The sequence below is a fragment of the Tistrella sp. genome (assembly GCF_002684955.1).
Lineage (GTDB): Bacteria > Pseudomonadota > Alphaproteobacteria > Tistrellales > Tistrellaceae > Tistrella > Tistrella mobilis.
Map to the genome: position 1 here is coordinate 1 of NZ_NYWI01000025.1, position 13,830 is coordinate 13,830.

At 68.9% G+C, this 13,830-nt stretch carries 9 protein-coding genes; 8 read left to right on the forward strand and 1 reads right to left on the reverse strand.

Annotated elements, in window-relative coordinates:
- Window positions 1-435: 435 nt before the first annotated feature.
- The 6 genes from CMO28_RS06380 to CMO28_RS06405 all read left to right on the forward strand — a co-directional run bounded on the left by CMO28_RS06380 (window position 436) and on the right by CMO28_RS06405 (window position 11,022).
- Window positions 436-1,725, forward strand: coding sequence for a replication initiator protein A (locus CMO28_RS06380; RefSeq protein WP_296711283.1), 1,290 nt, complete (start codon window positions 436-438; stop codon window positions 1,723-1,725).
- 1,379 nt (window positions 1,726-3,104) lie between these two features.
- On the forward strand, window positions 3,105-4,274 hold the full coding sequence (locus tag CMO28_RS06385) for a hypothetical protein (protein ID WP_296711286.1): 1,170 nt from the start codon (window positions 3,105-3,107) through the stop codon (window positions 4,272-4,274).
- A gap of 77 nt (window positions 4,275-4,351) precedes the next feature.
- Window positions 4,352-6,238, forward strand: a complete 1,887-nt coding sequence (locus CMO28_RS06390; protein WP_296711289.1) for a sensor histidine kinase — start codon at window positions 4,352-4,354, stop codon at window positions 6,236-6,238.
- On the forward strand, window positions 6,235-7,593 hold the full coding sequence (locus tag CMO28_RS06395) for a sigma-54-dependent transcriptional regulator (RefSeq protein WP_296711292.1): 1,359 nt from the start codon (window positions 6,235-6,237) through the stop codon (window positions 7,591-7,593). Before CMO28_RS06390 ends, CMO28_RS06395 begins: the two co-directional genes overlap by 4 nt.
- 162 nt (window positions 7,594-7,755) lie before the next feature.
- Window positions 7,756-8,742: a TAXI family TRAP transporter solute-binding subunit gene (locus CMO28_RS06400; protein ID WP_296711295.1), complete on the forward strand. Its 987-nt coding sequence runs from the start codon at window positions 7,756-7,758 to the stop codon at window positions 8,740-8,742.
- 105 nt (window positions 8,743-8,847) lie between these two features.
- Window positions 8,848-11,022, forward strand: coding sequence for a TRAP transporter permease (locus CMO28_RS06405; RefSeq protein ID WP_296711298.1), 2,175 nt, complete (start codon window positions 8,848-8,850; stop codon window positions 11,020-11,022).
- Between the two features lie 95 nt (window positions 11,023-11,117).
- Here CMO28_RS06405 and CMO28_RS06410 read toward each other — a convergent pair whose 3' ends face one another.
- A complete protein-coding gene (locus CMO28_RS06410; protein ID WP_296711301.1) occupies window positions 11,118-11,804 on the reverse strand; it encodes a TetR/AcrR family transcriptional regulator in 687 nt (228 codons plus the stop codon).
- A 126-nt stretch (window positions 11,805-11,930) separates the two neighbouring features.
- On the opposite strand from CMO28_RS06410, the gene CMO28_RS06415 reads away from it, so the two are divergent.
- Window positions 11,931-12,323, forward strand: a complete 393-nt coding sequence (locus CMO28_RS06415) for an ethanolamine utilization protein EutQ (protein ID WP_296711303.1) — start codon at window positions 11,931-11,933, stop codon at window positions 12,321-12,323.
- Entirely contained in the window at window positions 12,320-13,639 is a 1,320-nt protein-coding gene (locus tag CMO28_RS06420; protein WP_296711306.1) for an NAD(P)/FAD-dependent oxidoreductase, read from the forward strand. The genes CMO28_RS06415 and CMO28_RS06420 overlap by 4 nt, the downstream gene beginning before the upstream one ends.
- The last annotated feature ends 191 nt before the right edge of the window (window positions 13,640-13,830 follow it).

Below are 13,830 nucleotides of genomic sequence, written 5' to 3' on the forward strand. Positions count from 1 at the left end.
AGCCGGGCAGCCGGGCAGCCGGGCAGCCGGGCAGCCGGGCAGCCGGGCAGCCGGGCAGCCGGGCAGCCGGGCAGCCGGGCAGCCGGGCAGGCACCAGCCTGAACGAGATTGCGCCAGCTTTTTACAGATTGATCCTGCCGTAATTCCGGCGCCCGGCCTGCCGGTCGATCCATCCGGATCCTGGCGCATCCCGCCTGATCCCGCCCGATCCCGACAGATCCGGCCGGATGCAGCGGGTAGAAGATGGTTGTTGCCTGCGTCAGCTCTTTCCTGATTGCGCAATATTTTTCTGGCAGGAACTGGACTATGCGGCGGCGAAAGCGGCGTGCCGGGGCCAACTCGCCGGCGGCACCGGCTGCCGAGACGTGGTAGTCTGGCCGCGGACACACCACCGCCAGCAGATGGGGGCGGCCACCCCCGGCCGCCCGGAGACGCATGAAGCGACCGACCAAACGGACGGATACCCAGATCGACCTGTTCGTCGCACTGCCGGGCACCATCCCGACCTACGACCAGCAGGACACGATGGAGCTGCCCTTCTTCTCGCTGGCCAAGCCGACGCCGACCTCGCGCCGGTCTTCGATCGACTACCGGGCGACGGACGGCAATACCGAGATCCATATCAACGTCACCGCGCCCGAGAGCATCGGCGTCGCCACGATCTGGGATGCCGACATCCTGATCTGGGCCGCCAGCCAGCTGCGCGCGGCGCTGGACCGGGGCGAGCCGACCTCTCCGACCATCCGGGTCTCGCTGTACGAATTGCTGCGCGGCATCGGCCGGCCGACCGGCGGCGACGAATACCGCCGCATCCTGAAGGCGCTGGAACGGCTGAACGCCACCTTCATCCGCACCAATGTCCGCAGCGGCCGCCGCCGCGACCCCAAGGGCTTCCACTGGCTGGAAAGCTATTCGGCCCCGCTGGACGAAAACGGCCGCTCGCTCGGCATCGAATTCACCATCGCCGACTGGCTGTACAAGGGCATCGTGACCGACCGGCTGGTGCTGAGCATCGACCGGTCGTATTTCCAGCTGTCGGGCGGCATCGAACGCTGGCTTTATCGCCTGATCCGGCGCTATTCCACCGCCAACACTCAGGGCTATGTGCTGCCGCTGCGCTTCCTGCACGAGACCAGCGGCACAACCCAGCGCTATGCCGATTTCGCCAAGGAACTGCGCCGCACCATCGCCCGCCAGCGCCTGCCCGGCTATTGGCTGGATCTGCGCACGCAGGAAGGCGTGGGCGAGGTGCTGTACTTCGTGGCGCGCGAACACCTGGCCCCGGCCCTGCCGGCGCCCGAGGTGGAGGCGAACGGCCGCAAGCGCCGCAAGGCACCGGCACCGGCGCCCGAAACCGCCACCGACGCGCTGATGGAAACCACGGTCGAAATTCTGCAACCGCCGGCCAGATCCCGGCGCAAGGCCGCCGCATCGGCAGATCACGCCGCCAACGCCGCGGCGGGCGAGGGGCCCAAGCCCCGAACCCGACGCAAGACCGCGGCCGCACCGGCCGATGCGCCGCCCGCAGGGGCCGAAACCCCGACAGACCGGCCGCTGACCGCCGATCTGCTCGACCAGGCGGTTCAGGCCGCGGCGAAACCCGCCCGCAAGCCGCGCACTGCGGGCCGCGCCACCGCCAGTGCCGGGGCAACCGCCCCGAAAAAACCCGCCGCAGCGCGCAAACCGCGCGCAGCCGCCGCCGCGAAGGGGGCGAAACCCCGATAGGGCAGGGGACGCGCCGGCCGGCGCCATGACGGCAGGGATGACGGCATAAGCCCTTGATCATCAAGACAAGATGGCGCGCCCCGGCCGCTGTTGCGGCCGGGGCGCCGATGCGACATGACGGCACGGCATGACACGAGGCCCCCGCGCGGCATGACACCCTGACGGTACGACGCCCCGGCGGCACGGCACGCCTGCGGATAGCGCAACCGGCACAACCCTTTGAACCATAGGCAGCTTCCGGCCACTACCCCTGCGCCGGGGGGCGAAACCCCGATAGGGCGGCGCCCGCCGCCACGACCCCCGCGCGCAGGGCAGAATGAGGAGACGACCCCCATACGCAGCCGCGGACGGCCGAAATGATGGTCGCCAGGGGCCGAAACCCCGATAGCACGCGCGCCGGAACCGGCTTTCGGGGGCCGAAACCCCGAGAGTCCGGGCCAGGGCAGGGCGGTTCACGGGGGCCGAAACCCCGGCAATTCCGCCAGTTCGGGGGGCAAAACCCCGTGTCATGGCCGCACGAGGGCCACAACCATGCCCCCGGGCCCATGTCGGCAGCCGATCCGCCGGCCGGGCACCGGGCGGGCGAAACCTCTCTGTTGCCGCATTTTTTTTGCCGGGGGCCGAAACCCCGACTCCGACAACACCGGCCCGCAGCCAACAGCCGCGCCGTGGAAAACCGGTCTGCCACAGGCCGATTCGGGGTTTCGGCCCCCGGGCGCCGCGGAGAGGCCAGACCGCCCCACCACGGCCCGGATTGCGGGAGTCCGGCAGGAATCCACGGCTCCCGCAGGGGGCAGCGCGCCGCGGCTCTCATACCTTTGCCATCAGAGGCCGAACATACCGGCAGCAGGGCGTTTCAAATGCAGCGAAGACTCCGGGGGCCGAAACCCCGATTCTCCTGGGGGCCGAAACCCCGATGATTATTTGCAGAAACCATGTATTGGGGGCTTGACAGACGCGGGAAGGCGTCCGGACTCGGCTTGACTCCAGGCTTTGGGGTGCGTTTCTCTTGTTTCTGACCGGAGTTGGGCCGGTTTTCTCATGCAGGCCGTTGTGCGTTCCGCGCCGGCCGCAGATCACGAAAGCCGATCACGCGTGCTGACCACAAACACGCATGCCGACCACAAAAGGGGAGATCCGCCGATCATGGCCCTGAAATGAGATAGTCCCGTTTACGAAGCCGCTTTGGGCGACACCGCAAACGGGACCGACCTCGACTGACAGACTGGCTTTCGCCGCCCTATCAGCACCGTGACAAGTCTGATTCTAGGCGGAATAGCTGCTGTTTTCAAGCGCCGACAAGGCGTTGACGGTTCTCCTTTGCCTGTCGTCCGGATGTGACACCGCGGATCACCAGATCCGGCCGGGAGTGTTTTGTCGTGTCCGACATCTTTGAACCGACCCGCCTCGGCTGGCTGCAAAGCGTGCAGCGCAGCCGGGAGACGGATGTTTACGGCCTGGCGCTGGCCGCCAGTCTGAGCGTGCTGGCAGGCAGCGACCATGTCGTGCGCGCCAGCCTGCGCGAGCTGGCCGAAACCGCCCGCATCAGCCCCAAAACCGCCGGCGACCGCCTGCAACGCCTGGCCGAAGACGGCCTTCTGACCCTGGTCGACACCGGGGCCACCGGCGGCCATCAGCCGCGGCGCTTCTATCGGCTCGCCATGACCGGCGTTGTTCCGGGCAGTCGGGGGCATGATGCCCGGGGGGCGGCGGCCATCCCCGCGGCCATGGCGGCGCCGAAGCCCACGGCACCGGCGGCAGACCCGGCGCCGATCGTCGATCCGATGATCCGGCTGGTCAGCCGCATCCAGCAGGCGGCCGCGGCCCCGGGCTGGAAACGGGTGAAGGCGGCCGCCGCGGTGGCCGCCGCGGTCGAGGCCGCCGGCCGCGCGGCGGTGGAAGATTTCGCCGATCAGCTGGGTGCCGGCCCGAAACGCCCGGCCTATGACATCGCCGTCGCCCTGTCGCAGCTGGCAGCGACCGCCACCGCACCGGCAGCCACCGGCGATGCCGGCCGACGCGACGACGACGCGCGGTACGAGACCGGAAGTGCCCCCGAGGACAGGCGATCCGAAGACGGGCGATCCGAAGACGGGCGATCCGAGGAGAGACGATTCGACGATGGGCAGACCCCGCCCCCTGCACCGCCGCTGCCCGCCGCCTATCGGGCCGAAGCCGAAAGCCTGGTGGTCCTGGCCGGGCTCGACCCCGCGCGCCGGCACACGCTGGACGCGCTGGTGACCGCAAGCGGCCACCCGGCCCCCTGCTGGGGCCTGCGCGACATGACCGTCGCCGCCATCGGCCGGGCCCTGGCCGAGGCCGATCTCGGCCAGATCATCCTCCCCCCATCCGTCGCGGATCTCCGCCACGACCTGCGCCCCAGACCCGCCTGCCAGACCACCCTGGCGCCCATAGGACTCACCAGGAACAGGACTCTTCCTTCAAGACCATATCCGGACTCGGATTCGGAGCCAGGGTTGATGAGAATGGCAGGACGGCTTGCCGGCACCTCCGGTGGCGAAATGGTCGGACAGCGGGTCACGGGGTGAGGCCAGATCACCGGCCAGCAAGCGGAAAGGGCATGATGCAGCCTTCGCCCTCTCATCGTGCAGGTTCTTCAGGGACCGTGCCCGGCACCAGGGGCCCCCGCATCCGCAACCTGGGCCTCCAGGCCCTGGGCCTGGCCGGGGTTGCGGTGGCGGCGGTGGTGACGGCGCTGGTGCATGGCCATGTCACCCGCAGCAATCTGCACGATCTGCGCGAGCGGAGCCTGAACACGTTGCGGCTGACCGAGGCGACCCTGCGCGGGCAGTTGCTGCGCTTCGACCGGCTGCCGGGGCTGCTGGCCGATGAGCGGACGATCCGGGCGCTGCTGCTGAGGCCCGGGGATCCGGGTCTGGCCGACCAGGCCAACCGCTATCTGAAGGACACCGCCACCCGGCTCGGGGCATCGGATCTCTATCTGATGACCCGGGACGGCGAGACCATCGCTGCCAGCAATTACGACCAGCCGCAATCCTTCGTCGGCGGCAATTTCGCCTTCCGCCCCTATTTCCGCGATGCGTTGACCCAAGGCGAGGGCCGGTTCTTCGCGCTGGGCACCACCTCCAACAAGCGCGGCTATTATGTCGGCGCGCCGGTGGTGGTCTATGACCGGGCGGCCGGGCCGCAGGCGCTGGGCGTGCTGGTCATCAAGGTCGATCTGGACGATATCGAACGCGCCTGGGCCGGCAATGATCCGCGGATCATCGTCACCGACCCCGAGGGCATCGTGTTCATGTCCAACCGGCCCGACTGGCTCTATCGCGGTCTGGGTCGGCGCAGTGCCGAGGACATGGCCCGGTCGCGTGCCACCCGCCGCTATGCCGGCCAGGAGGTGGGCGAGATCCCGGTCGTCGCCCGGCGTCATCTGGACGGGCGGGGTGATGCCGGGGCGGATCTGATCTGGGTTGCGACTGAAGGTGGTGGAGAGAGGGAATATCTCGCGGTTCAGGCGCAGATGCCCGAGGCCGACTGGACGGTGATGGTGTTGAGCGCCACCGCCGCCGCGCGGCTGGATGCGCTGGTCTTTGCGATCGCCGCCCTGCTGGCCATGGGGGTCACGGGCACAGGCGGCATGCTGGTCTGGCAGCGCCGCCGCCAGCTGGCCGAACGGCTGGCGGTGCAGCAGGCGACCCAGGCCGAGCTGGAGAGGCGGGTGACGGCGCGCCCCGCCGAACTCGCCCGCGCCAACCGCGCCCTGGAAGACGAGGTCGAGGAACGCATCGCCGCCGAGGCCCGGCTGCGCGAGACCCAGAGCGAGCTGATTCAGGCCGGCAAGCTGGCGGCGCTGGGCCAGATGTCGGCGGCGCTGAGCCATGAATTCAACCAGCCGCTGTCGGCCGCGCGCAATTATGCCGAAAATGCCGGCCTGTTCCTGGCCCGCGGCGACCTGGCCGAGGTGGAGGCCAATCTGGGCCGCATTCAGGAGATGATCGACCGCACCACCCGGATCAGCCGGCATCTGCGCGATTTCGCCCGCAAGCCCGATCAGGCGCTGCGCCCGGTGGCGCTGGCGCCGACCATCGCCGCGGTGCAGGAGCTGCTGGGCTGGCGGTTGCGCCAGGCCGGCGCCGGGTTGATCGTGGAGCTGGACGACCCGGATCTGACGGTGACCGCGGGGGCGGTGCGGCTGCAACAGGTGCTGGTCAACCTGCTGACCAATGCGCTGGACGCGACCGCCGATGCCGCCGATCGCCGGCTGCATCTTCAGGCCCGGCGCGTGGCCGGCGGGCTGGTGGAGCTGCGGCTGGGCGATCGTGGCCCGGGCGTGCCGGCGCAGCTGCGCGAGCGGATCTTCGACCCGTTCTTTTCCACCAAAGAGGTCGGCAAGGGGCTGGGGCTGGGCCTGTCCATCTCGTACAACATCGTCAGCGATTTCGGCGGCGCGCTGGAGCTGTGCGATCGGCCGGGCGGCGGGGCCGAATTCGTGGTCCGCCTGCACGAGGCCGATCGGGAAGGGGAGGGAACATGACCGCAGGCCGCGTGCTGGTGGTGGACGACGATGCCGATCTGCTGGGCTCGGTGCTGCAGTCGATGAAGCTGGCCGGGCTTGCCGCCCAGGGCTTCGGCGGCGGGCTGGAGGCGCTGGAGCATATCTCGGGCGGGTTCGACGGCGTGGTCGTCACCGATATCCGCATGCCGGATCTGGACGGGATGAGCCTGATGACCCGGATCCGCGAGATCGACCCCGACATTCCGGTCATCCTGATCACCGGCCATGGTGACGTGCCGCTGGCGGTGCGGGCGATGCGCGAGGGCGCCCACGACTTCATCGAGAAACCGTTCTCGGGCGCGCATCTGGCCAGCCTTGCCGCCCGCGCGCTGGATTTCCGGCAGCTGGTGCTGGACAACCGCCGGCTGCGGGCGGTGGCCGGGCAGGCCGATGATCTGGAAACCCGGCTGGTCGGCCGGTCGGCGGCGATGATCGATCTGCGCCGGCGGATCCGCACCATCGGCCCCACCGATGCCGATGTGTTGATCGAGGGGCCGACCGGTGCCGGCAAGGATCTGGTGGCGCGCACCCTGCACGACCTGTCGCCGCGCCGCGACCGGCCCTTCGTTGCGATCGCCTGTTCGGCCCTGCCGGCCACGATGATCGAAAGCGAGCTGTTCGGCCATGATCCCGGCGCCTTTCCGGGGGCGATCCGCGCGCGCATGGGCCGGTTCGAACATGCCCGCGGCGGCACCATCCTGCTCGACGATATCGGGGCGATGCCGATCGATCTTCAGGCCCGTCTGCTCAGGGTGATCGAAGAGCGGATGATGACGCCGATGGGCAGCAACAGCCCGATCCCGCTGGATGTGCGCTTCATGGCCACCAGCCGCACGCCGCTGGACCACGAGGTGGAGGCCGGGCGCTTCCGGCCGGATCTGCTCTACCGGCTGAATGTCGTCAGCCTGCGCGTGCCGGCGCTGGCCGAACGGCCCGAAGACGTGCCCGCCTTGTTCGACCGGCTGCTGGCCGAGGCCCATGCCCGCCACCGCCTGCCCGACCGGCCGGCCTCTCCGGATCTTCTGGCCGAAATGGCGCGGCGCGACTGGCCGGGCAATGTCCGCGAGCTGCGCAATGCCGCCGAGCGGGTGGCGCTGGGTCTGGCCGATCCGGCCGCTGCCCCGGCGGGCGGAGAGGGCGGGGCGGCACCGACGCTCGCCGATCTGATGGCCGAGCATGAACGCCGGATCCTGATCGATGCGCTGATCCGCCATCGCGGCGTGCTGAAGCCGGTCTACGAGACGCTGGGCCTGTCGCGCAAGACGCTCTACGACAAGCTTGTCCGCCACGGCATCGACAAGACCCGGTTCGTGGGCAGCGACGAGGGCATGTAACCCCGGCTACACACCGCCCGGCGGATCTGGGTAGATTTCTACCCATCGCCGGAAAAATCCTGAGATTTCATGCAGCTGGAGCGGTTCGGGCGGTTGTCCGCCGCCGGCCGTTCCCGCAACAGTTCTTCCCGAACGCACAAACACGATACGGGAGGAAAGCACATGCGTTTCACCGGATTTGTCGCCATGGCCGCGGCCGCCCTGATTGCCGGCACCGCCCTTGTGGCGCCGGCCGCGGCCGAGGATCGCAAGGACTGGCCGTCGGAGATCACCATCGGCACCGCCAGCCAGGGCGGCACCTATTTCGTCTATGGCAACGGGCTTGCCGCCTTCATCGGCGAGGCGCTGAAGGTCAATGCCTCGGGCGAGGTGACCGGCGGCCCGGTCCAGAACGCGACCCTGGTCCAGACCGGCGAACATGCCATCGGGTTGATGACCATGGGCCCGGCGCGCGAGGCCTGGACCGGCAAGAGCGAACTGGCGCCGGGGCTTGAGCACAGCGACCTTCGTGCCCTGTTCCCGATGTACATGACCCCCTTCCAGGGCATCGCCATGACGGGATCGGGCATCGGCAGCGTGACCGAACTGGGGGGCAAGCGGGTTGCGGTCGGCCCCGCCGGCGGCACGCCCGGCACCTATTGGCCGCGCTTCCTGGAAACGCTGGGGGTGAAGGCCGACGTGTCCTATGCCGGTGCATCCGATGCGGCGGGGCAGTTGAAGGACGGGCTGATCGACGGCTTCGTCTTCGCGGCCGGCGTGCCGATTTCGGCTTTCAGCCAGCTGGCGGCCGAGGCGGATGTGAAGATGTTCGGCTTCACCGATGCCGAACTGGCCCGCCTCCTTGAGGCCCATCCCGAGGTGAGCGCGCTGACCATCCCCGCCGGCACCTATCCGGGCCACGACTATCCGCAGAACACCGTGGCGATGTGGAACTTCGCCGTCGCCCATGCCGACATGCCCGACAGCCTGGCCTACGAGATCGTGAAGCTGGTGATGGAGAACAACGACCGGATGCGCCAGATCCACGCCTCTGCCGCCGATACGGTGCTGGAGAATGTCGACAAGAACGGCTTCCTGCCCTTCCACCCGGGGGCGGTGCGCTATTACGAGGAAAAGGGTCTCGTCATCCGCGACGAGCTGAAGGGCTGATCCCGAAGCAGGCCGGCGCCCGACGCGGCCCGGATGCGGGGGCATCCGGGCCTCCGGGCATCTTAAGGCCCATGCATTTCTTTGGGAAAACAAGGGGGAAGCCCGATGTCGTCATCCGCACCGATGGCGCCCGGCGGCGCCGACAGCATCGCCGATGGGGTCGATGCCGAGGTGATTGCCGGCAATCAGCGCGTGTTCACCGGCCGGATGGGCCTGATCATCGCCGCGGCCTGCATTCTGTATACCGGCATGCACATCTATTCGATGAACGTGCAGCCGATCGAGACCTGGGTTTATCGCCTGCTGCATGTGTCGGGCGGGCTGATGCTGGGCTTTCTGCTGTTCGCCTCCAGGCCGCTGCTCGACGCGCGCGCGGGGCCGGGGCCGCGCACGGCGCTGACCGAGCGGCTGCTGCTGGCGGCGGCGGCCGCGGGCATTCTGGTGGCGGCCGGCCAGCTGGCGGCCATGTTCCTGGCCGATGACCGGGTGGTGACCGGGGCGCCGGCCACGAAACATCTCTACAGCTTCGGCTACCCGCTGATCGCCGGCACGGGGCTGGCGCTGCTCGCGTCCTGGATGGCGCCGGCGCGCGGGCGGGGGCGGCTTGGGGCGGCCGATACCCTGCTGGCGCTGGCGGCGGTGGTGGTCGGCGGCTACATCATCGGCCATGCGGATTTCCTGCGCATCCGCGCCCAGGTCTTCCCCCATGTCAACGACATGTGGGCGGCGGTGGCCGGCATCGTGCTGATCCTGGAACTGACCCGCCGCCTGGCCGGGCTGGCGCTGGTGGTGATCGTGGGCCTGTTCCTGGCCTATGGGTTCATCGGCCCCTGGCTGCCGGGGGTGCTGAACCATCGCGGCTATGCGCCCGGGCGGTTCTTCGCCTTCATCTATACCGATAACGGCATTCTGGGCCCGACCACGGCGATTTCGTCGACCTATATCATCCTGTTCATCGCCTTTGCGGCCTTTCTGCAGGCGAGCCGGGTGGGCGAGTATTTCGTGAACTTCGCCTTCGCCGCCGCCGGTGCCATGCGCGGCGGGCCGGCCAAGGTCGCGGTCTTCGCCTCGGGGCTGATGGGTATGATCAACGGCACCTCGGCGGGCAATGTGGTCTCGACCGGATCGCTGACCATTCCGTTGATGAAGAAGGTGGGCTACCGCCCGCAGACTGCGGCGTCGGTCGAGGCGGCGGCCAGTTCCGGCGGCCAGATCATGCCGCCGATCATGGGCGCCGGCGCCTTCATCATGGCCGAGATCACCGGCATCCCCTATACCGAGATCGTGATCGCCGCCACCATCCCGGCGCTGCTCTATTTCCTGTCGGTCTATTTCATGGTCGACAAAGAGGCGCTGCGCAACGGCATGCAGGGCCTGCCGCGCGACCAGCTGCCGCGCTTCTCGGCCCTGGCCCGCCGGGCCTTCCTGTTCCTGCCGATCGTCATCCTGGTGGTGGCGCTGTTCCTGGGCTATTCGGTCATCCGCGCCGGCACCGTCGCCATGGCGGCGGCGGCCGTGGTCAGCTGGTTCACCCCCCATCGCATGCTGCTGCGCGAGGTGCTTTATGCGCTGGAACTGACGGCGCGGATGTCGCTGCAGCTGGTGGCGGTCTGTGCGGCTGCCGGTGTGATCGTGGGCGTGATCGCGCTCACCGGCATCGGCACCCGCTTCTCGTCGATGCTGCTGGGGCTTGCGGGGGAAAGCCAGTTCGTCGCCCTGGTCTTCGCCATGCTGATCTCGATCATCCTGGGCATGGGCATGCCGACCACGGCCGCCTATGCGGTGGCGGCGGCGGTGATCGCGCCCGGGCTGATCCGCATGGGCATCGAGCCGCTGACCGCGCATTTCTTCATCTTCTACTATGCGGTCATGTCGGCGATCACCCCGCCGGTGGCGCTCGCCTCTTATGCCGGGGCGGCGATCGCGCAGTCCGACCCGATGAAGACCTCGGTCGAAAGCTTCAAGATCGGCCTTGCCGCCTTCATCGTGCCGTTCATCTTCTTCTACAACGCGCCGATGCTGATGCAGGGCAGCTGGTTCGAGGTGGCGCATGTCTTCGTCACCGCCACCATCGGCATCTATCTGCTGGCCTCGGGCGTGCAGGGCTGGCTGTTCGGCCGGCTGGGCTGGCCGCTGCGCATCATCGCCATGGCGGCCGCCCTCGCCATGATCTCGGGCGGCTGGGTCTCGGACGCGATCGGCTTCGCTGCCGGCGCGGCCATCTTCCTGGTCCAGCGCACCCGCCCCGCGGCCACGACGCCCGCCCGCCGCACCGGCTGAGCCGCCTGCACGGGGGGTGAGACGAGACGGGGGTTGAGACGATACCGCCCGCAGCCGGGGTTCCGGTTGCGGGCGGTGTTCTGTTTCAGAGGCACTCACCCCGCCGGCGGCACCTCATCCCCCCACAGATCCGGGCGGGCGATCACCCGGGCGCGGAAGGCCGCTTCGGCCTCGGGGGTCAGCGGCCGGTCGGTATAGGTCTGATAGTAGATCGGCAGCAGCGACAGGCGGACCGACATCGGCTCGTGCACGTCGAGGGCGTAATAGCCCATCTGGATGAAATAGAAATTCCGCGCCCGGATCTCGGCCTGGCCGGCGTCGAAGCCGTGGCGGGTGTACATGTCGACCAGGGCCGCGAGACGGGTCTGGTCGGCGGCGCGGATCGTGTCCTGGATGGCCGGCATGCCGCGCGCCCAGTCGCGTACCGCGAAATCGAGCCGGGGGTCGAACTGCACCGGGTCGAGCCAGACCTCGAACAGCGCCAGAATGCAGGCTTCCAGCGTCGGCCCCGCCATGGCCGCGCGCAGGATCGCATCGGTGTTCTTGCGGTTCCAGACCTCCAGCATCGCATCCAGCAGCGCCGCCCGATCCTGGAAATGCCAGTAGAAGCTGCCGCGGGTCACCCCCAGCCCGTCGGCCAGCCGGGTGATGCGCACCGCATCGACACCGCTTTCCACCAGCACCTGCAGCGCCTTTTCAAGCCAGTCCGCCCGGGTCAGGCGCGGCGCGCGCGCATCGTCGTCGGGCATGCTCACCTGCTCGATCAGCCGGCGGTTCGTCATTGACGTCTCCATACAGGTCTGTATTGTTCAAGACATAAGTGTACGGTGTCGGGCGTGGTCTGACCAGAGTCACCACGAGGAAGACGTGGCACCACAGCAAAGACGGCAACCGGGGGGAAGAGAGAGATGACGGTGCAGGTGAAATCACCGCCCAGGGTGATGCGGTTCGACGGGTTGAGCTTCGAGCCCCGCTTCGCCTTCCCCGAGATGGCGCGCGTGGTGGAAGTGGCGGGGGCGGAAGACGGCAGCGCGCTTGCCGGCGGCTTCGCGCGCTTCACCGGCGCCCGGATCGCGTGGCAGCTGCGGTATGACGAGCTGATCCTGGTGCTCGACGGCCGGCTTGTGGTCGAAACCGCGGATGGCCGGCTGGAGGCCGGGCCCATGGATACGATCTGGCTGCCGGCGGGCACCGACCTGGTCTACAGCTCGGAGAACGCGCTGGTCTGGTACTGCCTGCAGCCGGCCGGCTGGTCGCGGGACACGGATGCCGCAGGGGGCGGGGCAGGGGGCGGGGCATGACCGCCATCACCCTGCTGCCCGAGAACGACCGCACGAACGGCTGGAGCGCCGACCTGCCGCCGCGCCGGCCGAAACCGCCGCTCGGCCGCGACGTCACCGCCGATCTCGTGGTGATCGGGGCCGGTTTCGCCGGGCTCGGTGCCGCGCGCCGGCTGGCGGAACTCCGGCCCGAGGCGAAGATCGTGGTGCTGGAGGCGGGGCAGCTGGGCGAGGGCGCCTCTGGCCGCAATTCGGGCTTTGCGATCGACCTGCCGCACAATGTCGGCTCGTCGCTGGAAGAACTGGCCAGGGGCCGGGCCTATATGCGCCTCGCCCGCGCCGGCATCGCCTCGCTCAACGACACGATCACCCGCCACGGCATCGCCTGCGACTGGAGCGCGGACGGCAAATACCACACCGCCTCGTCGGATCGTGGCGCCGAAGAGGTGCTGCGGCCGACGGTGGCGGAGCTCGACCGCCTGGGCGAGCCCTATGAATGGCTGGACCGCGAGGCCACCGCCCGCCGGCTCGGCACCCGCCATTTCGCCGCCGCGGTCTTCACCCCCGGCACGGTGCTGGTCAATCCGGCGGCGCTGAATCGGGGCCTTGGAGACAACCTGCCCGAGAATGTTGACCTTTATGAAGGCACCCCGGTTGTAGATGCCGCGTTCGGGATGACTGTGGTGCTGAAAACGCCCGGCGGCACGGTGCGTGCACCCAAGGCCATCCTGGCGGTGAACGGGCTGGCGATGCGCTTCGGCTTCTGGACCGGCCGGCTGCTCAATTTCGCCGCCCATGCCAGCCTGACCCGGCGGCTGACCGCGGCCGAACAGGCGGCGCTGGGCGATATCCGGCCCTGGGGATCAACCCCCGCCAATGCCTTCGCCGGCATCACCATGCGCTACACCAACGACCGGCGGATCCTGATCCGGCAGAACATCCATTACTGCCCGGGTCTGCGCCAGTCCGATGCCCGCCGCGCGCTGATCCGCACCGAGCATCAACGCCTGTTCGACCGGCGGTTCCCGATGCTGACCGGCGTGCAGATGGAGCATACCTGGACCGGCTTCATCTGCCTGTCGCGCAACGGCGCCCCCGGCTTCGGCCAGGTGGCGCCCAATGTCTGGAGCGCCGTCTGTCAGAACGCGGTCGGCATCGCCAAGGGCACGATCAGCGGCCGGCTGGCGGCCGCCATGGCGCTGGGCGAGGACGACCCGCTGATCGCGGACATGGTGAGCCTGGGCACCCCCAGCCGCGTGCCGCCGCGCCCCTTCCTCGACATCGGCGTGCGCGCGCGTTTCGCGCTCGAAATCTTCGCCAATCGTCACGAGGCCTGAGGCTGTGATTGCCGGCGCGCCCTGAACGATGCGTCTTTACAAGAACTGCGCCGTCTATCACCGGAAATTCGCGGCAGATCCAGGCCTTCTGTCAGTCTTCACGCGGACAGAAACCTGGATCCCCGCCTTCGCGGGGATGACGGTATAGAGGATGTACACAGGTTTGCCGGTGCAGAAGCTGACAGGAGCGG